At 43.8% G+C, this 21517-nt stretch carries 19 protein-coding genes and 1 other RNA gene; 5 read left to right on the top strand and 15 right to left on the bottom strand.

The features are described 5' to 3' along the window. Positions 1-173: 173 nt before the first annotated feature. From rplT to ruvX, 7 genes are all read right to left on the bottom strand, one after another. Positions 174-524, bottom strand: a complete 351-nt coding sequence (gene rplT / locus B5F25_RS15705) for a 50S ribosomal protein L20 (protein WP_087210727.1) — start codon at positions 522-524, stop codon at positions 174-176. A gap of 106 nt (positions 525-630) precedes the next feature. After that, positions 631-828 carry a 50S ribosomal protein L35 gene (rpmI, locus tag B5F25_RS15710; protein WP_022040183.1) on the bottom strand — a complete coding sequence of 66 codons (198 nt, stop codon included), beginning with the start codon at positions 826-828 and terminating at the stop codon, positions 631-633. Between the two features lie 55 nt (positions 829-883). Continuing rightward, on the bottom strand, positions 884-1489 hold the full coding sequence (infC, locus tag B5F25_RS15715) for a translation initiation factor IF-3 (protein ID WP_022040184.1): 606 nt from the start codon (positions 1487-1489) through the stop codon (positions 884-886). A 103-nt stretch (positions 1490-1592) separates the two neighbouring features. Beyond that, positions 1593-3536 (bottom strand): threonine--tRNA ligase, encoded by a 1944-nt coding sequence (gene thrS / locus B5F25_RS15720; RefSeq protein WP_087210722.1) that lies wholly within the window; start codon positions 3534-3536, stop codon positions 1593-1595. A 209-nt stretch (positions 3537-3745) separates the two neighbouring features. Next, positions 3746-5755: a tetratricopeptide repeat protein gene (locus B5F25_RS15725; RefSeq protein WP_022040186.1), complete on the bottom strand. Its 2010-nt coding sequence runs from the start codon at positions 5753-5755 to the stop codon at positions 3746-3748. Then, the gene (gene def, locus B5F25_RS15730) at positions 5752-6306 is read right to left on the bottom strand and encodes a peptide deformylase (RefSeq protein WP_022040187.1); all 555 of its coding nucleotides are present in this window, start codon (positions 6304-6306) and stop codon (positions 5752-5754) included. Before def ends, B5F25_RS15725 begins: the two co-directional genes overlap by 4 nt. Before the next feature lie 184 nt (positions 6307-6490). Then, entirely contained in the window at positions 6491-6910 is a 420-nt protein-coding gene (gene ruvX / locus B5F25_RS15735; protein ID WP_022040188.1) for a Holliday junction resolvase RuvX, read from the bottom strand. 104 nt (positions 6911-7014) lie between these two features. Here ruvX and B5F25_RS21900 point away from each other — a divergent pair, with 104 nt between their 5' ends. Continuing rightward, positions 7015-7344, top strand: a complete 330-nt coding sequence (locus B5F25_RS21900; RefSeq protein ID WP_162614436.1) for a hypothetical protein — start codon at positions 7015-7017, stop codon at positions 7342-7344. Here B5F25_RS21900 and B5F25_RS15745 read toward each other — a convergent pair. Both B5F25_RS15745 and B5F25_RS15750 read right to left on the bottom strand, forming a co-directional pair. Further along, a complete protein-coding gene (locus tag B5F25_RS15745) occupies positions 7284-9029 on the bottom strand; it encodes an ATP-binding protein (protein WP_087250650.1) in 1746 nt (581 codons plus the stop codon). The two genes, B5F25_RS21900 and B5F25_RS15745, sit on opposite strands and share 61 nt — an antisense overlap. Positions 9030-9079: 50 nt before the next feature. Further along, on the bottom strand, positions 9080-10066 hold the full coding sequence (locus tag B5F25_RS15750) for an Rpn family recombination-promoting nuclease/putative transposase (protein ID WP_087250652.1): 987 nt from the start codon (positions 10064-10066) through the stop codon (positions 9080-9082). 596 nt (positions 10067-10662) lie between these two features. On the opposite strand from B5F25_RS15750, the gene B5F25_RS21905 reads away from it, so the two are divergent. Further along, positions 10663-10833: a hypothetical protein gene (locus B5F25_RS21905; RefSeq protein WP_158098142.1), complete on the top strand. Its 171-nt coding sequence runs from the start codon at positions 10663-10665 to the stop codon at positions 10831-10833. A 10-nt stretch (positions 10834-10843) separates the two neighbouring features. Here B5F25_RS21905 and B5F25_RS15760 read toward each other — a convergent pair whose 3' ends face one another. Next, positions 10844-13066: a cation:proton antiporter gene (locus tag B5F25_RS15760; RefSeq protein ID WP_087250656.1), complete on the bottom strand. Its 2223-nt coding sequence runs from the start codon at positions 13064-13066 to the stop codon at positions 10844-10846. A gap of 430 nt (positions 13067-13496) precedes the next feature. Between B5F25_RS15760 and B5F25_RS15765 the strand changes: the two genes are divergently transcribed. After that, positions 13497-14498: a malate dehydrogenase gene (locus tag B5F25_RS15765; protein ID WP_022039409.1), complete on the top strand. Its 1002-nt coding sequence runs from the start codon at positions 13497-13499 to the stop codon at positions 14496-14498. A gap of 210 nt (positions 14499-14708) precedes the next feature. Continuing rightward, positions 14709-15105: a transfer-messenger RNA gene (ssrA, locus tag B5F25_RS15770) on the top strand. A gap of 192 nt (positions 15106-15297) precedes the next feature. Here ssrA and B5F25_RS15775 read toward each other — a convergent pair. From B5F25_RS15775 to B5F25_RS15785, 3 genes are all read right to left on the bottom strand, one after another. Then, the gene (locus tag B5F25_RS15775; protein WP_087250658.1) at positions 15298-16119 is read right to left on the bottom strand and encodes a helix-turn-helix domain-containing protein; all 822 of its coding nucleotides are present in this window, start codon (positions 16117-16119) and stop codon (positions 15298-15300) included. Positions 16120-16218: 99 nt separating this feature from the next. Then, positions 16219-16581: a VOC family protein gene (locus B5F25_RS15780; protein WP_162609945.1), complete on the bottom strand. Its 363-nt coding sequence runs from the start codon at positions 16579-16581 to the stop codon at positions 16219-16221. A gap of 98 nt (positions 16582-16679) precedes the next feature. Continuing rightward, entirely contained in the window at positions 16680-17483 is an 804-nt protein-coding gene (locus B5F25_RS15785) for a helix-turn-helix domain-containing protein (protein WP_087250660.1), read from the bottom strand. A 413-nt stretch (positions 17484-17896) separates the two neighbouring features. Here B5F25_RS15785 and B5F25_RS15790 point away from each other — a divergent pair, with 413 nt between their 5' ends. Next, entirely contained in the window at positions 17897-18793 is an 897-nt protein-coding gene (locus B5F25_RS15790) for an Rpn family recombination-promoting nuclease/putative transposase (RefSeq protein WP_204247006.1), read from the top strand. Between the two features lie 198 nt (positions 18794-18991). Here B5F25_RS15790 and B5F25_RS15795 read toward each other — a convergent pair whose 3' ends face one another. Next, entirely contained in the window at positions 18992-20308 is a 1317-nt protein-coding gene (locus tag B5F25_RS15795; protein WP_022040335.1) for an NAD(P)-dependent oxidoreductase, read from the bottom strand. A 192-nt stretch (positions 20309-20500) separates the two neighbouring features. Further along, the gene (locus tag B5F25_RS15800) at positions 20501-21406 is read right to left on the bottom strand and encodes a nucleotidyltransferase (RefSeq protein ID WP_013617806.1); all 906 of its coding nucleotides are present in this window, start codon (positions 21404-21406) and stop codon (positions 20501-20503) included. Positions 21407-21517: the final 111 nt, after the last annotated feature.

The raw sequence follows: 21517 nt of genomic DNA on the forward strand, positions 1-21517 counted from the left end.
GCTTCTTTCAGATTCCAACTCGCGATGGACACCCTTGCTTTGGGCTGTATGATTCCCGCTATTAGGGCTCATTAGGGACTTGCACCCGTTAGCTAATACTCATGCCGAGCATACATCAACGAAAAAGGCAACTCTTTTCCAAGAGCTGCCTTCTTCTGATTTCTTTACTTCTATCAAGCCACCTTAACTTTATCAACCACAGCCTTGAAAGCTTCCGGATGATTCATAGCCAAGTCGGCCAACACCTTACGATTGATTTCAATACCGGCTTTGTGCAATGCACCCATCAGTTTTGAGTAAGACATACCTTCCAGACGGGCAGCAGCATTGATACGCTGAATCCACAATGCGCGGAAGTTACGTTTTTTAGTCTTACGGTCACGGTATGCATAAGTCAAACCTTTTTCCCATGTATTTTTGGCAACGGTCCAAACGTTCTTTCTTGCACCAAAGTAACCTCTAGTTAATTTTAAAATTTTCTTTCTTTTTGCTCTTGAAGCAACGTGATTTACTGATCTTGGCATAGTTTTAATTCATTTTTGAATGTTAGCGCCGATGTTTTACAACCGGACTTGAGGCTAATGCATTCGGTTAATAATTTAAATAATACATTTACACTACCTGCGAAGATTAACGCATACAAAGAAGTTCTTTCACTGCAGTTAAGTTTGCGCTGTGAACCAAACCCATTTTACACAAGTTTCGTTTCTGCTTCTTTGTCTTCTTAGTCAGGATATGACTATGATAAGCGTGCTTTCTTTTGATTTTACCCGTTCCGGTAAGAGCGAATCTTTTTTTAGAACCGGAGTTAGTCTTTACTTTTGGCATCTTGTTTAAGTTTTAATTATTATTATTAACTGTGGCAACGCACTATACCGGCACGTTACGCACTTTTCTCATTCTTTTCTACAACACCTGCTTCGCGCGGTTCTGCCGCTTTCGGAGCAGCAGGTTTCTTTGTTCCACCCGCTTTTTTCGGCGACAATGCAATAGTCATACGCTTTCCTTCCAAGATAGGCATCTGCTCCACTTTCGCATACTCCTCCAAATCATTGGCAAAACGAAGCAACAACACTTCACCTTGTTCTTTAAAGAGAATGGAACGTCCCTTAAAGAAAACGTATGCTTTCACCTTATCGCCTCCCTGCAAGAACCCGATAGCATGTTTCAACTTGAAGTTATAATCGTGTTCGTCAGTCTGAGGACCGAAACGGATTTCCTTTACATTGACCTTCACTTGTTTTGCCTTTTGCTCCTTTGCCCGTTTCTTCAACTGGTAAAGAAACTTAGAATAATCAATAATTCTACAAACGGGAGGAACAGCATTGGGTGAAATTTCTACCAAATCGGCACCATGTTCTTCAGCCATCCGCAAAGCTTGTGCTATAGGATAAACAGCCGATTCAATATTGTCGCCCACAATACGGACTTCTTTGGCACGAATCTGTTCATTGATTCGATGTTGCCCTTTCAAATTGTCATTTTTCATTCAAATACTTGTTTCCTTTGTCTGCTTATAATATTATTAATGTAATTATTGTTATTCTTTTTTGCCGAAAGCCAAAATGACTTTTGCAAATGCGGTTGCAAAGTTACCACTTATTTATCATATTATGAACTTCTTCCGCAATATTTTTTGCAAATTCTTCGATTTTTACCGTACCTTTATCGCCTTCTCCCTGTTTGCGGACAGAAACTTCGCCATTGGCAGCTTCTTTTTCACCCACAATCAGCATATAAGGGATGTGCTTCATCTCGTTGTCACGAATCTTGCGGCCAATCTTTTCGTTACGGTCGTCTACCAACGCGCGGATGTCGTACTTCTTCAGTTCCAGACGAACCTGGTCGGCATACTCATTAAACTTCTCCGAAATCGGAAGGACAGCAACCTGATCGGGAGTCAGCCACAACGGGAATTTACCGGCTGTATGTTCAATCAATACGGCAACAAAACGCTCCATCGAACCGAACGGCGCACGGTGAATCATTACCGGACGGTGTTTCTGGTTATCGGCACCCATGTATTCCAACTGGAAACGTTCGGGCAAGTTATAGTCTACCTGAATGGTACCCAACTGCCAACGGCGGCCGATAGCGTCTTTCACCATAAAGTCGAGCTTCGGACCATAGAACGCAGCTTCGCCATATTCCACTTTCGCCTTCAGTCCTTTTTCCTGACAAGCTTCTACAATAGCCTGTTCTGCCTTTTCCCAGTTCTCATCGCTACCGATGTATTTCTCGCGGTTCACCTTGTCGCGCAAGGAAATCTGCGCTTCGAAGTTCTCGAAGTTCATCGACTTGAACACAATCGAGATAATATCCATTACACGGAGGAACTCGTCTTTCACCTGGTCGGGACGGCAGAAGATGTGCGCGTCGTCCTGTGTAAAGCTGCGCACACGGGTCAATCCGTGCAACTCACCGCTCTGCTCGTAACGGCATACCGTACCGAATTCGGCGATACGCAAAGGCAGGTCGCGGTACGAACGCGGACTGTTGCGGTAAATCATACAGTGATGCGGGCAGTTCATCGGCTTCAGGAAATATTCCTCGCCTTCTTCCGGCGTATGAATCGGCTGGAACGAGTCCTTACCGTATTTCGCATAGTGTCCCGAAGTGACATACAACAGCTTGTTTCCGATAGGCGGACACATCACTTCCTGATAATCGTAACGTGCCTGAATGCGGCGCAGGAAATCCTGCAGGCGGATGCGCAACGCTGTACCTTTCGGCAACCACATCGGCAATCCCTTGCCTACCATATCCGAGAACATGAACAAATCCATTTCCTTGCCAATCTTGCGGTGGTCGCGTTTTTTGGCTTCTTCCAGCATGGTCAGGTATTCATCCAGCATCTTCTTCTTCGGGAAGGTAATGCCGTAAATACGGGTCATCTGCTTGCGGTCTTCCTGTCCTCTCCAGTAAGCACCGGCAACCGACAACAGCTTGATAGCCTTGATAGGAGCGGTGGAAGGCAAATGCGGACCGCGGCACAAATCGGTGAATGCACCTTGTGTATAGGTAGTGATATGCCCGTCTTCCAATTCAGAAATCAACTCGCATTTATATGTCTCACCTCTCTCGCCGAACATCTTCAGCGCATCGTCTTTCGCAATGCTCTTGCGCACCAGCGGCTCCTTACGTGCAGCCAGTTCTATCATCTTCTGTTCGATAGCCGGCAGGTCGCTTTCTTTGATAACCACGTCATCTCCCGGATCTACATCGTAATAAAAACCGTTCTCGATAGCAGGACCAATGCCAAACTGAATACCCGGATACAGTTCCTGCAAAGCTTCAGCCAACAAGTGGGCACTGGTATGCCAAAATGCATGTTTACCCTGCTCGTCATCCCATTTGTAAAGAACGAAATCGGCATCTTCGTTAATAGGTCTCATCAAATCAATCGTTTCGCCATTTACGCCACAAGCCAAAACATCTTGCGCCAGACGAGAACTGATGCTCTCTGCAATCTGCAGACCAGTAACTCCTTCGTTATACTCGCGAACAGAGCCATCAGGAAAAGTTATCTTAATCATAGTCTTTTATGTTAGTCTTTTTTATTGAGTCGCAAAAATAAACAAAACTTTTTAATTATACAATTTTTAGGTGATTAGTTGACTAGTGACAAGGCAACAAGGTAACAAGGGGACAAGGGGACAAGGTTTTAAATACCTTTAGTCAAACTATTCAGAACCTTGTTACCTTGTCACCTAGTCAACTTATCATCTTATCATCTTTCAACTACCTAATCTTCTTCTTTCATTGTGGTAAAACGCTTCAACACACTGTATGCCGAGAATATACCCAGCTCGCCCGCCTTACTCAAGTCTTGCACACCCTCGCTGTTATTACCCAAAAACACATTCGTCAGTCCCCGATTGAAATAAGCATCCGAAAAACGCGAATCAAGTTCGACAGCCTTATTATAATCCACCAATGCCGACCGGTAATCCTTCATCACGGCATAGATATTTCCACGGTTATAATACGCATAGGCAAAATCGGGAGCCAGACGAATCACTTCATCCAAATCATCGCGCACCATGGCATAATCCAGCGCACGTACCTGCAACGTTTTTTCTTGACTTTGCTCTATTTCATAATTTGCATCCCGCTTCCTGTATTCCAACTGTTTGTAGTGGATCATCGCCCGCATAAAATAGGCTGGGAAAAACGCATTGTCCTTTTCGATGGTACGGTCTAAATCTTCCAACGCATTATCAAAATCCTGTACCAGATAAAAATCAAGGGCACGTGCAAAATAGTGCAAGGCATTGTCCGGCTCTTTCACAATCTTCTCCGTTATGTCATCAATCGATGCAAAATGCTGCTTCACCTGCCCTTCGGTAAGCGAAGCTTCATTATTGGTTATCAACAACTGGTGCGGCAAGACACGACGGTTATTCAAGTCATCGATATATTTCGAATAATTAATCTGGTGTTTCACTTCATCCGGACGTTCGTAATAACTCAGCACAAACATCGGCTGGGGAAGAATCGTGATATTACGGTCTTGCACACGTCCCCGATAGTCGGTCTTGTATTTCGAACGTTCGTCTTCATTGTCTGCCACTACAATCTTACGGAAATTGTTCATGTTCTTATCCGACTTCTTACGGGTCTTGTCGGCCGAAGCAGTCTGTTGCGATGTCTTTCCGTTCTGCGCATCCAGTTGCGCCTGCAATACTTTCATCTCGTCCTGGCTTGCACCTTTCAAGTCGCCTGTTTTCTTACGAGCCTCGGCACGATACTGATAGCCTGCCAAGAAATTGGGATACTCTTCCAGCACCGTAGTATAGTCACTGATGGCACCGGCATAATCTCCCGTCCTGTCACGCAGCAAGCCCCGGTTGAAGACCGCCATCATATTGTCCGGCTCTATCTGGAGCACAAAGTCGAAATCCTCTATAGCCCGGTTATCGTCTCCTACCTGGGCACGGAGCAAGCCCCGGTTGTAATGCCCGATGAAGTTATTCTTGTCGATGTCAAGAGCCAAGTCGTAATCGCTCATAGCCCCCCGCAGGTTGTTCTGGTAATAGCGTGCCAACGCACGGTTGATATACATGCCCGCATTGCGCACCGACAGGCGTATGGCTTCGGTCAGGTCGCTTTCGGCATCGGCATACTTGTTCCGCTGAAGGAAAAGCATGCCTCGTGAAGCCCACGTGTCGGCATTATAACGGTCCATTTCGATAGCCTTGTCGGCATCCGACATGGCTTGAAGCGTATCCTTCTGCTTGAGAGAAACTTCCGTACGCATCAGATAAGCATCAATATAGCGGGGGGCAATCCGGATCAGCGTATCCAAGTCGGCTTTCGCTTCCGCATAATCCTCGCTCCGCATCCGCGACAAAGCCAGATTATGCCACAGGCTGGTATTCTCAGGATCGAATGTCAACGCTTTCTCGTAATCCTGTATGGCACCCGTGTAATTTTCTTGCTGGATACGCGCGATGCCTCTCACCTGATACGTATTGGGTACATACGGATTGCGCTCAATCGATTCCGTACAATCGGCTTCCGCACCTTGAAAGTCATCCAGATTCAGTTTTGCCAGTCCACGATAAAAATACGGTTCGGCCAAGTAAGGCTTGGCATTGATAACCTGATTGAAATACTGGATGGAAAGAACATAGTCTTCAAAATAAAGAGCGTTTTTCCCGATGGCCATCACCCGGTCCGTATTAATCTGGGCGCCGGCTATCATCGGGAAAAACACTCCTATATATATTATATAAATAAGCTTCCGAATCATTTCACTGTCTTCACCTTGTAAGAGCAACGGGCCTTGCCCTTCAGCATGCCGTTAAGTTTGCCTTTAATCATTTGCTTGCGGAGTGCCGACAAATGGTCGATAAACATGGTCCCTTCCAGATGGTCGAACTCATGCTGCATCACACGTGCCAGATAACCTTCCACCCACTCATCATGCGGATTCATGTCTTCGTCGAGGTAGGTCACATGAATCTTGTCTGGACGTTTCACACTTTCATGAATGCCGGGCAAGCTCAAGCATCCTTCATCCATCGAAACAATGTTGTCGCCCGTTTCCACGATACGGGGATTGATATAAGCATGACGGAAGTCCTTGTACTCGGGGAAATCATCAGCCAACACATCCAGGTTTATCACCACCACACGGATGGGCAAACCTATCTGTGGAGCGGCAAGCCCTACCCCGTCGGCACGATCCATCGTCTCAAACATATTCTGAATCAATTCTTTCAAGTTCGGATAATCCGGTGTAATGTCTTTAGCTTCCTCACGTAACACCGGTTGTCCGTATACATAGATAGGTAAAATCATATTATTTAGTTCTTTAGTTTTTAAGTTTGTCAGTTCTTTAGTTTGTCAGTTCTTTAGTTTGTCAGTTCTTTAGTTTGTCAGTTCTTTAGTTTTTAAGTTTGTCTGTTTTTAGTTTGTTAGTTCTTCTGTTTGTCATTGTCGAATTATTTAACTCAAAAACCTAAAAACTTAAAAACTCAAAGACTTACATTCCTCTTTTCGACTCCAAATACGACTGTAAAATAATCGTGGCACTGATTTCATCCACCAAAGCCTTGTTTTGCCGTGCTTTCTTCTTCAAGCCTCCGGCAAGCATCGCCTGATGTGCCAAGACCGATGTAAAACGTTCATCGAACAGTTCCACCGGAACATCGGGCAGTTTTTTCTTCAACTGATTCATAAAAGGCACGATATACTTCATACTTTCCGAATCCTCGTTGTTCATCTGCTTGGGATGTCCGATAACGATACGCTCCACCTTTTCTTGCCGCACATAGTCCAGCAAGAAATCCATCAGTCCATGCGTAGGCACGGTAGTCAGCCCGCTTGCAATAATCTGCATCGGGTCGGTCACCGCGATACCCGTACGCTTCTTTCCGTAATCAATGGCCAATATTCTGCTCATAATCGGCGACAAAAATACGAATTTATTCTGTATACTTCTCTATATAAACCTTAAAAGATTGCGTATTTATACTATATGAGAAGCTGTTTTGAATTTATCGTGCGATGATTTGGGATGAGTTTTTGAGGCATTTTCGCTTCTGTGATAAGGAAGATAGCGGGCTATCTGACGAAGAACAGGAGCGGAAAGGACCAAAAAATCGCCCAAAGCACACACGAAAACGGATACATCAAGCCAAGAAAAACTTTTTGGAGAAATTCAAAACAGCTTCTGAATATCCTCATTTTCCCCAATTGCCCATGCAGGGGCGTATCGCATACGCCCGAATGCGCCAACTTATCCATGAGGATGTCTTCAGGGCGTATGAGGAACATCAAGCTATTTCCATACAGATTGATAATTCCGCACCACGAAATACCACCTTCAACAGGTGAAGCTTCGTGCCAGAACACAGACGGCATACGATTTTATCCTTGCTATACTTTTCCAACTGGACATCAGCTTCCCGGCTTTTGGCTTCCACCTCTTCATCTGTTGCAGCCGGCTTTACATATTTCAATTCCAGAATATAGCTGTGCGCAATCTCCGGATAACGCACCCTGTCGGGCAGAAGCAAGAAATCACTATAACCATAACTCAGTTCTATTTCAGGCTCTACCAAATAAAGTGTATTCAAAGCAAGGTAAGCCTTGAAAAAACCTTGCAGGTTATGTTCACCTAAAATACTGTCCCGCACCGAAGAATTTTCCTTGTATGCCGCAGCGATACGGTGAATAAGTGGCTCCCATTCCCCATCTAACGCCAATAAACGAAAACACCCTTTCAATTGGCTTAAATCAATATCTGCACTACGCTGATAATAATCACGCATAAAACTCCAATACTGTTCTTTTACGCAGTTATTGGGAATCACCATCCTCAATTCATCCAGTTTACGGCTCCCCATTGTGAGCAACCCGTAGTAATAAAGCAAGCTGCGGAAATTATTGTCTTCCGTCACATATTCAGCAGGGAAAGAAGTCTTCAGCGTCATCAGCACAGAACCCGTTGCCGCAATTTCCTCAATAACTCCCATCCGGTTTTCCCGCTGGTTTCCCCGGTCTATACCTGCCAGCATCTGAAGTTTCTTATAATCTGTACGCACATTGACATCCACCATCTCTTTGGGAGGACGGCCGAAAGCAACCTGGTGGCGCAAGTAGTAGAGCACCATGTCACAATTGTAAAGACGTTCGGCATCTATGTAGTCTTCCGAAAAACAGTAATTGTTATACCAAGGCCTCATCTCTTCCAGCATCGCCTCGACATCAGCATCAGAACGCAATTTGCCATTATCCTGATAGTAACGGAACATCGTATGCACATCCGACTCGGAAAAGCCCAACATATAATTGAAACGGGGGTCTTGGGAAATATTCCAACCGATGTTGTAACCGCTCGAAAGGTCATCCAAGGTAATGGGAGACACACCTATCAGAAAAACACGACTGAACATGACCTTGAATATCTTGAAATATTCCCGGTAGAACCCGCTGGCGTGGGTCAGCCTGCGGAACCGCTCCTTTCCGCCTTCACTGAGAATAACGTTGGTGAAGTTGTCATACTCATCCACAATGAGGTATAAAAGATAACCTTTCTTACGTGCATGCAGATTGATATAGTTCAGCTTAGCCCTGGCACTGTCTTCCGCCTTTACCTTTTCTTCGAACTCCTTATCGTAAAACCCGGCGTATGTCTCGGCAAACATGTCCAGCACCTGGCAACAATATTTATTGAAGTTACTTTCAAGCTCACCTTCATTAGACCCGCTCCCGATAACCGAGAAGTCGAAATAAACAATCTGGCAAGCGTTTTTCAGGGAAGTCGGATGAGCCTTTATCCACAGTCCGTCGAACAACGTCTCAAAACGGTCTGCCTTGGCAATATCATAATATGCCTGCATCATGCTGACGAACACACTCTTGCCGAAGCGGCGGGGACGAATCAGAAACAAGAAATCATTTGCCTCTTCCAAAAGAGGCAGATACATCGTCTTGTCCACATAATACCGGTTTTTGCTCCGCACTTCCTCAAAGTTTGCCACCCCGTAAGGGATGCCTTTTACATTTGGCTTATCCATAATCCATCCTTTTTTACATGATTCTTTCTACAAAGAAAGATTTTATCCTATTACAGTTTCTCCACTTCATCACGCGTGAGTCCGGTGATTTTAGCAATAATTTCCGCCGGAATGCCTTCCGATTTCATGCCACGCGCATTTTGGATATTGCCTTGCCTTATGCCTTGCTGTATGCCTTTTTCCAAACCTTCTTGCCGGCCTTCCTGCAGGCCTTGTTCTATACCTTTTTGCATACCCTGTTGCATGCCTTGTTGTATACCCTGTTGCATGCCTTGTTGTATACCCTGTTGTATGCCTTGTTGTATGCCCTGTTCCATACCTTCCCGCAAAGCATCGCTTATCAAAGTGTTCTCTACCCGCACGGCATCCCAGAAGTCATCATACCACCAGAGTTGCGCATCGCTGAAAGCAGACTCTTCGATTTGCGTCACCGCCTTGCAGATTTCCGGATTCTCTAATAACTCTTTGGGGGCTTGCCGCGTATGCTCGTCTATTTCCGTCAGATACCGCAACCAAAGTACCGCCATTTTCTTGCCTTTGAAATCTTGTGGCTTGAATTTGGGAAGCTCTACGAAGATAAACCTCAGCCCTTCTATCACCTTGTCCGTATGCTCCACCTGCACGATTTTATAGTCGTGGTAAGCCTCCGGCACATCCGGCAGGAAAATATCGTTTACCAAGTTGAGCGAATACACGGGCTGTAGCAGTTCGTATTTGCTCTCTCTGCCTCCAAGCTGGCGCACGTACGCTTTCGAGGCGTTGAACAATACGCGCTGCATGAATGCAGGAGACCAAAGCATCTGCATCTTTACCAGAAACTGCCTGCCCATTTTGTCTTTGCAGCGCACGTCTACGATGCTGTTCTTTTTCAGCGGTGTTTCCGGCACCAGTTCCGGTGTCAGGTATTCGATTTCCGCAATCTCCTCTTCGGGCTTTTCGAAAGGCAGCAAGGCATTGAGCAGGCTGATGACCAAGTCGGGGTGTTCGCCGAACACTTTCTTGAAAGTCAGGTCGGCTTTAGGATCCAAGTATCTCATAATCGATGCTTTTAATGATTGCATACAAAGTTAGGGAATCTTTATCAGTTTACCAACACCTTTGAAGAAATCCTGCTCCAAAAAGAAATGTCCAAGCATGTCTGACAACACTTATCTGCATTTCCAGTCCTCTATAGTCAGGACTGCTATCCTGATAGGTCAGGACTGAGCGAGGACTGGAATGCGTAGGACCGGACAAACAATTGCATTTCCGGATAAGCCTGGTTTACTCCGGAAATACCATGATGCATGGTAGCAATACACCGAAGATTGTCCGCAAACAGTTTTGCTCTGCCATAAAGTCCATCCTAAAAGGCGAAGCCGACGCGCATCCCTGCGAACTGGCTTCTGAGATTACTAATTAAAATATGTGCAGGGACGCTTCCCTGCTGTTGATAGAGATAATTTATTATTCGGTTAAAGAAGTATCAAGTAAAACTGATAAAGCTTTAAATACCCATTTCCTTAAAGTATATTCTAATTTCCATTCCATGCCACTGCACTATTCCGCTCCTCTATTGTTGCGTCACGTACACAACGAATATATCCTGGACGATAATTCATATCTTCAGAAGCTGTTTTGAATTTATCGTGCGATGATTTGGGATGAGTTTTTGAGGCATTTTTGCTTCTGTGATGAGGAAGATAGCGGGCTATCTGACGAAGAACAGGAGCGGAAAGGACCAAAAAATCGCCCAAAGCACACACGAAAACGAATACATCAAGCCAAGAAAAACTTTTTGGAGAAATTCAAAACAGCTTCTTAATGCCTCGCGCCTATACCGGCTTACGAAACGAAGCAACCATCCATACGATATCACCCGACTGAAACACAAATGCTGGAGAAGGATTCTTCACCACTTCCTTGCCCCGTTCTACACCTAAAATGATAGCACGGTCGGATTTCACTTCGCCCACACTCTTGCCCAACAAGGAAGAATGTTCGTCGACGCACACGTTAGTAATGCGTGTCCCTTTGCGTGAAGATGTTCCGCTACCGGCACAGGCTTCTTTCTGCTCCAGTGCCCGAGCAAATTGCGAAAGGTCTTCATCGGTACCTACTACAGTAATTTTGTCATACGGATAAAGCATCTCGTCACCTTGCGGAATATCGATGACTGCATCGCCACGACCAATAGTAATGATATTTACCCTATAACGGGTGCGGAAAGCAAGTGTTTTCAACGTCTTACCCACACAAACAGAATTGGGCTGCACGGTGAAATCGACTGCATGGAGGTCGGACAATGAAGTAGTATCTCCCACCCCGTCAAACAAAGAAGAGCTTTTCTTTTCTTCGTCCGGTCCTTGAAAATTGGCTTCGAACTGCTCTTCAATCTCCAACGAACGCTTGCGGATACGTTTCGAAAAATATAGTCCAGCCACCACCAGTAAAGCAATAACCAGTCCCAATCCAGACGCCACATTGAACAAACGGACCACAACACTCATTACAATGGTAATGCAAAGAATAATCTTAATCAACACCAGCGATGACAAAGCACCGCGATTTACCAGATTGTCTGCCCACAGACGGCGGAACTCGGGCGAATGGTTTTTCTTGACCACCATCGCCCACAGAAGCGGTGAAAGCACTGCCAACAAAATCAAAGCACCCAGCAAATCGCCCTGAAGTCCTGGCAGATGACCTTGGATGAAAGGATGTATTTTAGAAAAGAATATGACTATAACGCCTATGCAGAGAACCAGATACACCGACACGCCTACTATCATTCCCCGCAACAGACGGTGCCAGTCGTTCTGGTGCTTCTCGGATATGGAACCGGAAACATAGCGCGACAAAGCCTGCTTGCCCCATACCGGCAAATGACGGTCGACAAACCGGTATGCAGGCTCGGAAAAACGTATCATATAAGGTGTACAAAACGTAGTGATGACAGATACTGCCACAATAATGGGATACAAATGTGTATCTGTCACCTTCAGGCTCACACCTAACGAGGCAATAATAAAGGCGAACTCGCCAACCTGTGTTAACGAGAACCCTGATTTCATCGCCAGCTTCAATGGCTGTCCTGAAAGCAAAACTCCGAAAGTACCAAAAAAGCTCTGCCCTGCCAGAACCAAAAGAGTCAGCAACAAGATAGGCACAATATAATCGCGGATAACCATCGGGTCTATCATCATACCTACAGATACAAAGAATACAGCTGCAAACAAATCCTTAACCGGTTGCACTACCCGGCTGATACGTTCGCTTTCAGAGGTTTCGGCCAACAAAGAGCCCATGACGAAAGCTCCCAATGCCGAAGAGAACCCTGCTCTTACTGCAATCATAACCATCAGCAAGCACAGCCCCAAGGAAACCACCAACAGAATCTCATCACTGACAAAACGTTTGATCCTATTTATTAAGGTAGGAAGCAGGTAAATCCCCAATACCGACCAAAACACCAGAAAAGAGACCAGCTTCATCAGGCTACCCAGCAACGCCGTGCCCTCGAACTGACTACTTGCAGCCAACGTAGAAAGTACCACCAGCATGACAACTCCTACAAGGTCTTCTACCACCAAAATGCCCAACACGATTCCTGTAAATTTCTGCTGGAGCAGGTTCATGTCATTGAAAGCCTTAAAAACAATCGCCGTAGACGACATAGAAAGCATTCCGCCCAAAAAAAGACTGGTAATATGAGAAAATCCCATCATATTTCCCGCCACATATCCCAAGAACATCATACCGCACACAATAGTAACGGTAGCCACCATAGCACTCAAGCCTACATTCAAAAGCTTGCGGAAAGAAAACTCCAATCCCATGGCGAACAACAAAAAAATAACACCGATGTCTGCCCAAATCTTGATGTCAGACGTATCAGACACCGTAGGCAAAAAACTCACAGAAGGACCAGTAATGAACCCAGCCACAATATAACCCAAGATAACCGGCTGTTTCAGCCACTTGAACAGAATCATGACGCATCCCGCCACAACCAGAATAATACCTAAATCGGTAATTAATGGAGCTAATTCGGACATATTCGTTAAAATTTTATCGGGGCAAAATTAATCAAAATCAACCGACAAAAGATGTCCGGCATCTCCTCCTTAATGTTTTTTATATCTGTCACCTGTATTTTCTCCCAGTCACAACCCAAAACATTGCCTCACGAAAACTATGATATCCCAACAGACCGAGAAACAGTTTTGAATTTCTCCAAAAAGTTTTTCTTGACCTGGTGTGTCCGTTTCTGAAGACAACACCCCGATTTCACATTTTGCCAAGTGCTGATTACAAAAATGGAGTCATCAACTTAAAAATAGTGAAATATTTCCGTAATTAAGTTGAAAAGATGCAGATTTTTCACACTTTTCTATGCACAAAGATTCTCACAAACAAAAGAACTTTTTATCTTTGCATCGGTCAGAAAAAAGAATTACCGTATAACTTAACTAAAATAATAGAATTATGGAATTTGTAACTAACGAAAAGCTTACCATTGTTGGTGCTGCCGGCATGATCGGTTCTAACATGGCTCAGACTGCCATTATGATGGGTTTGACTCCTAACATCTGCTTGTACGACCCGTATGCTCCGGGATTGGAAGGTGTGGCTGAAGAATTGTACCACTGCGGTTTCGAAGGCGTAAACGTAACCTTCACTTCAGACATCAAAGAAGCGCTGACAGGTGCCAAATATATCGTGAACTCAGGAGGTGCTGCCCGTAAAGCAGGCATGACCCGTGAAGACTTGCTGAAAGGCAACGCCGCTATCGCTGAAGAATTCGGTAAGAACGTAAAAGAATACTGCCCAGATGTAAAACACATCGTGGTTATCTTTAACCCGGCTGACATCACCGGTCTGATTACGTTGTTGTACTCAGGCTTGAAACCTTCACAGGTTACTACCTTGGCTGCCCTCGACTCTACCCGTCTGCGCAGTGAACTGGCTAAATACTTCAACGTACCTATGGACGCTGTTGAAAACTGCCGCACATACGGTGGTCACGGCGAACAGATGGCTGTATTCGCTTCTACTGCTAAAGTTAACGGCAAACCGTTGACCGACATCATCGGCACTGACGCTCTGAGCAAAGAACAATGGGCAGAAATCCAACAGAAAGTAACCAAAGGCGGTGCTAACATCATCGCATTGCGCGGACGTTCTTCATTCCAAAGCCCGGCATACGTTTCTATCGAAATGATTGGTGCTGCTATGGGTGGCAAGGCATTCCGCTGGCCGGCTGGTACATATATCTCAAACGATAAGTACGACCACATCATGATGGCATGGGAAACTTCAATCACTGCTGACGGTTGCCACTGCGCTGCTCTGAACGGAACTGCAGAAGAACAAGCTGCTTTGGACAAGAGCTACGCTCACCTCTGCGAATTGCGTGATGAAGTAATCGCTATGGGCGTTCTTCCTGCTATCTCAGAATGGAATAAGCTGAATCCGAACATCAAATAATAAGTTGCAAGGCAACAAATCGGCTCAGATTTTGAGTTAACAAATAAATACTATCTCCATAAAACTCCTGCAAACGAATGTTTGTGGGAGTTTTTTTATTCCGGCATAAGCTTTTTCAATACAAAAAAGGAAAAAGAAAAGAAAAAGAAGTGACAGATTATTTTGTTATCTTCCCAATAATACCTATCTTTGCAAACAATCATCACTTAAGGGCTTGACTGGATTTGACAGCAAGAGATGTGGTATGTAAGCATGCAGTGCGTCAGTGATTTGCACTATAATCTCAGTTACTGAACAATTATCTGGCAACGAAAACTATGCTCTCGCTGCTTAATCGAAGTACAGTAGATTAACTTTATTTCCGTCACAGTGATGGAAACGAGACATCGCTCAAAAGCTCTTGTTCCGAGGCGTTTGGTCAAGCGGTGCAGCAAAATCGGGAATAGTTCTGGTCTAGCCTTGCGACCAGAATGAAATTTTAAAGGCTAAGGCGCAAGTGGGTGGCTCTGGTCTTGCTTACGCACGAAAACCGAAGGCAGAGATAAGCATGTAGAAAGCATATGGCTTCCTTGTTTGGACGAGGGTTCGACTCCCTCCAGGTCCACTATTAAAAATATAATCCGCTTATTTACAGTGGATTATATTTTTTATAAATATTGTACTTCCCTCTTGCCCCTGTTCCTTTATGCTCATTTAACGGATCTATCTTTCCCATCACACAAGCGGAAATACCTCAAAAACCATCCCAAATCAACACACGATAAATTCAAAACAGTTTCTAATTCCGCAAACAAGTTATTTATACAGGATTGGTAAACAAATCAGAATAAGGGGCTGAAACTTTTAATAAAGACATAGGTGTATATCCGCTGAGCTTCTTAAACTCGCGTATGAAGTGCGATTGGTCGGAATAGCCGCTTGTGTATGCTATTTGTGCCTGGCTAATTTCTTTGCCCGTTTGATGCTGCATTTGTGCCAAAGCCTTTTGGAATCGGACGATACGGGCATATTCTTTGGGATTCATGCCCACCAATGAATGGAACAACCGTTCAAACTGTTTTTTGCTTAGACAGGTAATGGAAGACAATTCGGTTACGGTTGTTTGAGGAAAACTGTATATCTGCCGTATAGCAGCATCCATTCTCTTGATGTTATATGAAGTTTCGGACAAGTTGTTGGCAATTTGTGACAATAACCATTTTTCGATATAGTTTATACAGACAGAATTATCTTCACAACCGGATATCCGTATAGCCAGTTCATTTAATTTCTTATTTTCCAGGCTATAGCCGGAAACCTCCTGGTTGTAGAAAAGCGATGTGGGTAGATTCAGAAACAGACTCATCGCATGAGGATGGAATACCACCACTATCATTTCTACGTTTCCGTTTGCATATAGGTGTGACGGGAAATTAACCTGACCGCTGATAGCCAGTCTGTCTTGGGACGTGTTTAGTTCAGGGATATAGAGCGGCATCTGTTTATGAAAAATGATTTGAGGACAACCAATAGGAAAAGTAAGGGTATTCTGCGGTTGATTGCTTTTGAATACCCAATAATACCTGACGTAAGGTTGCAATAACTTACATGGTTTGTAAAATTTGAAATCCTCTAGAATCATTTTACAAAGGTAAGGCTTTTTGCCGTTTCTTATTGATTAGGGGCAAAAATATAGCTGCAAGTTATTGCATTTGCAGCTATATTTTTCCATCGGTACATATTAGTCGGTATAAAGTCCTATGCGATTATCCGCAGGGTCGGTGAATACGGCAAAATACCCTTTCCCTTCAGCCTGGATTTTTGTCTTAGGAATAGCAATACTTCCGCCCTGTTTCAATACTTGCTGGATAGCCCAGTCAATGTCTTCACAGTTAAAGTGAATTAAAACGCCATGCTCTGAGGGCTTGAAGTCAGGTGCATAGGATATGGCACCAACCGTTTGTCCGTCCTGTACAAAACAAGCCATTTTCTCATTGCTGTATTCGGCTACCATAAATTCCACCCCGAAGATTGCTTGATAAAAATTTACCGATTGGTAGAAGTCGGTAACGGGGATTTCAAAGAATGCGATTAAATTCTTCATGTTCTTTTTTCTTTTAGTTATTACTTTGCTTTGTCCTACGCTAAGACATTGCAAAATTACGATTACCATAAGGACGTGGATAGAAGAATACGGACATTCTACGGGTTAGAAAAATAATCAGATATGGGAGTGTAAACCGATAGATATGCTAAAGGTGTATATCCTGTAAACAGCTTAAATTCTCTTATCATGTGAGATTGGTCGGAGAAACCGCAACTATAAGCTACTTGCGCAAAATTGTATGGAGGATTTTGTTGCAGCAGGAACAAAGTCCGTTGCACTCTTATAATTCTCAGAAATTCTTTAGGCGAAGTCCCAATATATTCCGTAAAAATCCGTGTGAATTGTTTTGTGCTTAGGCAGGCAGTATTAGCCAATTTACAGACATCAAGGTATGGGTTAAGATTAATGTCTTGAATTACAGCAGAAAGTCTATCTATATTATAGTCTGAACATACAACTAAACGATGCAATAGAAATTGTTCTATCAAATTTATACAATGAATGTTGTTTCCAGTATCAGCTACTTTGTGGACAAGTTCGGTAAGTTCTCTATCTTCCACATCTTCTATCGCTATATTTTCTCCTTGAAAAAGGGATAATGGTTGCCGGAAAAACAGCTTTGCCGCATAAGGTTGAAACACAACAACAAGCATCTCTATATCTCCATCTGCGCAAATATCTGTATATCCTTTTTCTTGTCCACAAACGAAATATCGGGGCTGTATTTTATGATGGGTTTGTGAGAATAATCGCTTCTTTTTATGAAAAAATAGCTGTATGCAACCTAATGGGAAAGTGCGTTCGGGTGCAGCATTTGCCATATCACTTTGTAATATCCAATAATGGCGAATGTAGCGATGCAATATTGGTGACGGTTGTATTATTTTGAATGATTGCATTGTAATAGTGTTTTAATGAACGAGCAAAAGTATAAGGAGTGTTTTGCTTCGGATAGAATAAAAGGGACATTTAGTGCAAGGTGCCAGTATATTTATATATAGCTTGTATCTTCCTATCGCTAAGAAAAACTTTTATAAATGTCCTTATGTTGCCAAATTGCTTGTAAGGACGCATCGCGGACATTCATTAAACTTTTTAAGAGAACAGTTCTGAAGCAACAATTTTCCCTTTTCCTACATGAACGATAAAATTAAAAACAACTGAATATCAATAAAATATAAAACTTAAATAATCTGATTTTGTCAAACAAAAGCCTCTGTTATTAAACAATTCAAATTAATAAAAGCTGCCTCCCGTTTGCCTTTCTCGAAATAAAGTTGTTTCTTTGCATATAAAGAAAAAGATGATCCTTATGGAAGAACAAAACAAATATATCCGCTTTGACTGGGCCATGAAACGGTTGCTTCGTGACAAAGCGAATTTTAGCGTGTTAGAAGGCCTGCTGACAACATTGCTTAATGAAAAGATAACTATAAACAAGTTATTGGAAAGCGAAAGCAATCAGGAGGACGAATATGATAAGCAGAACCGCGTGGATTTATTAGCGGAAAACGACAAAGGAGAACTGTTTATTATTGAAGTTCAGAACAATACGGAGTACGCCTATTTCCAACGTATGCTATTTGGAACTTCCAAATTAATCACCGAATATATCAATCGTGGACAGGGCTATGACCATATCCGGAAAATATACAGCGTGAACATTGTTTATTTCAATTTGGGAAATGGTACGGACGTAGTATATCATGGCAAAACTGAATTTAGAGGAATTCACAACGGAGAACTACTCAACCTGACTCCTTTCCAACGTCAGAAATTTAATGTCACTGCTGTAAGCGATCTTTATCCGGAGTATTACATACTGAAAGTAAACGATTTTAATAAATGGTCGAAAGTCCCTTTGGAACAATGGATTTATTTCCTCAACACAGGAGATATCCCTTCCGATGCCACTGCGCCCGGATTGAAAGAAGCCCGTGAGAAACTGCGGCTTGAACGCATGAGCAAGGCAGAACTGAATGCGTATTACCGCCATTTAGACAATGTGGTCATCTTACGTGATAACATTGTAACAGCAAGAGGCGAGGGACGTTTAGAAGGACGTGCTGAGGGGCGTGCCGAAGGAATAAATATTGGCGCGAAAAAAACGAAAGCTGGCATAGCTAAACAAATGAAAATGGATGGTATGCCAATGGAAATCATCATGAAATATACAGGATTTACTCAAGACGAAATCGAAAAACTATAAATCGCATAGCTGCCTTGTTTGTAAGATTATTAATCTTCATGCCGTAAGATTATTAATCTTCACGCTGTAAGATTATTAATCTTACAAACGGTGCAGCTATATGACAGAGAGAATAAAGCTTGCTTGTCATGTCGGCTGTGTAATCCGGCATGACCATTAAAATGCACAATTGCACACCGTTCAAAGTATAAACAGTTTCTACTCTATAGACAATAATTTCACGGCATCTACATATTGTGCAATGCCTGCTGCTACCTGTTTGGCAGCTTTCATGGCAAGTACTACGGTGTGCGGGCGGTGCACTACGTCACCTCCTGCAAATACGCCCCGGCGGGTAGTCATTCCGTATGGGCGCTCTTTCACGATAACATATCCAGTTTCGTCTACCTCTATGCCAGTAGTGGTTGATACGATGCGATTGGCAGGACGTGACCCGATGGCAAGCAGGACACAGTCGAATGGCAGGTCTTGGATACCTTCGGGAGTTTCTGCACGGATACCGGTCACTTTTCCATCTCCGTCCCCCAAAAACTCCTTGGTAGAGGTTTTCCACATGAATTTCACTCCTTCTTTCACAGCTTCCTGGTATTCGCTAGGAATGGCACTCATGTCAGCTTCGGTACGGTGATAGAGAACTGTTACACTTGAAGCTCCCATACGTACGGCGGTACGTGCAGCGTCCATAGCCACATTTCCACATCCAATGACCGCTACCCGATCGCCTTCATGCATCGGTACGGCATCACGACTCACAATGTTCTGGTTAAAAATAGTGACCATGTGCAACAGATAAGATGACTGGACGATGCCACGAAGTGTATTGCCCGGTACATTCAAGTCTTTGGGAAGTGCGGTACCAGTTCCGATGAAGATGGCATCGTATCCTTGTTGGAACAGTTGGTCGATAGTAATGTCTCTTCCTACCAGACAGTTCAGAATAAAATTTACCCCTAATGCTTCTATTTTTTGTATTTCTTTGGTTACTACTGCTTTGGGAAGGCGGTATTCGGGGATTCCATACATCAAGACTCCTCCCGCTTCGCTTTGTCCTTCGAAGATGGTGACGTTGAATCCTTGTCGTGCCAAATCACCCGCTACGGTAAGTCCGGCAGGTCCTGAGCCGATAACAGCAACTTTTCCTCGTGTTTTTTGCGGAAGTTTCTCCCGTATCAGATTCATTTCGGTATCGAAATCAGCAATGAAGCGTTCCAACTTACCGATTTGGATGCCTTTTCCTTTGGCATAGAGCACACAATGTCCCTGGCATTGTTTTTCATGTGGACATACACGTCCGCAGATAGCAGGCAGGTTGCTCTTTTCGTTGATGATGCGCATGGCATCACCCATATTCCCCATAGAGAGCTGATGGATGAAATCGGGGATGTCATTATCAATGGGACATCCTTTTTTGCAGGAAGGATTTTTACAGTTCAGGCATCGTTTTGCTTCGTCGATAGCTTCTTTGGTTGTGAAGCTTTCATTCACTTCACGAAAGGTTTCTTTTGCTTCGTTCATATAAATAAATAATCTAATATTGTAAACTACAGTTTGCAAAATTAGACTATTTATTTCTTATATTGCCATACAGTGTTTACATTTATGTGCTGTTTAACATTTATTATACATGAATAAAATGCATACAAAACACCACAGAATACCCGGATGATAATAAAATCCGTGTAATCTGTGGTGAAAATAAGTGATTTATCAGAATAAGGGTGAAGGATATTCGCCGCTATCGGCAAGTGCCTTGAATTTGTCTACCACTCCCTGACGGTCGGCAGCATACGTTACGCCGAACCAGCGTGAAGTGGTGTCGAGTACTTTCACCTTGGCGGTACCTTCGTTGATGAGCTTGTTCACCATGAGCGGGATGTAGTATTCGGCTTTCGGCTTGTCGATATTTTCCTTCAGGAAATCTACGAAATAATCTTCCGAATACTTGAAATAATCGGGCGTGAATCCCCACATGTTCATCGATACCGGGGTGTTGTCAGCGATGCCCACCCATTTCCCGTCATCGTCCTTATAAGATACGGTGCCGTCGATGCGCATGATTTCGGTACGTTCTACTACGGTGGTCAAGTGTCCTTCCGCATCGGTCGAACAGATACCCCGTGCCACGGTTCCGCTTTCGCTTAATGTGTTTCCTACCCGGAAGCCTACCATACAATATTGGTTTTTCGCGCCTTCAGGAAGTTCGGACAGGTATTTGCCGATTACGGCGAAGCTGTCACGTCCATAGAAGTCATCGGCGTTGATAACGGCAAACGGTTCGCTGATAACGTCTTTACCCATCAGTACGGCGTGGTTGGTCCCCCAAGGCTTGGTACGTTCGGCTGGGCAAGTAAAGCCTTCCGGAAGTTTGTCGGTAGACTGGAATACGACTTCTACCGGGATGTGGTTTTCGTATTTGCTGATGATTTTGTCGCGAAAATCTTTTTCGAAATCTTTACGGATGACAAACACGAGTTTGCCGAATCCTCCACGGATTGCATCGTAAATGGAATAATCCATGATGGTTTCTCCGTTCGGACCCAGGCTGTCCAGTTGTTTAAGACCTCCGTAACGGCTTCCCATTCCGGCGGCAAGAACGAATAAAGTTGGTTTCATAGTGTATTGTTTTAGTTAATGTATGGTGCAAAGTTAAAGATTTTTCAGTCGGTTGATGTTATCAAATCAATCAAAAAACGATGCAATTCGGTTATTTTTGCTTATATTCGC

Source organism: Bacteroides sp. An19, assembly GCF_002160215.1.
In the GTDB taxonomy this organism is placed as follows: Bacteria; Bacteroidota; Bacteroidia; order Bacteroidales; family Bacteroidaceae; genus Phocaeicola; species Phocaeicola intestinalis.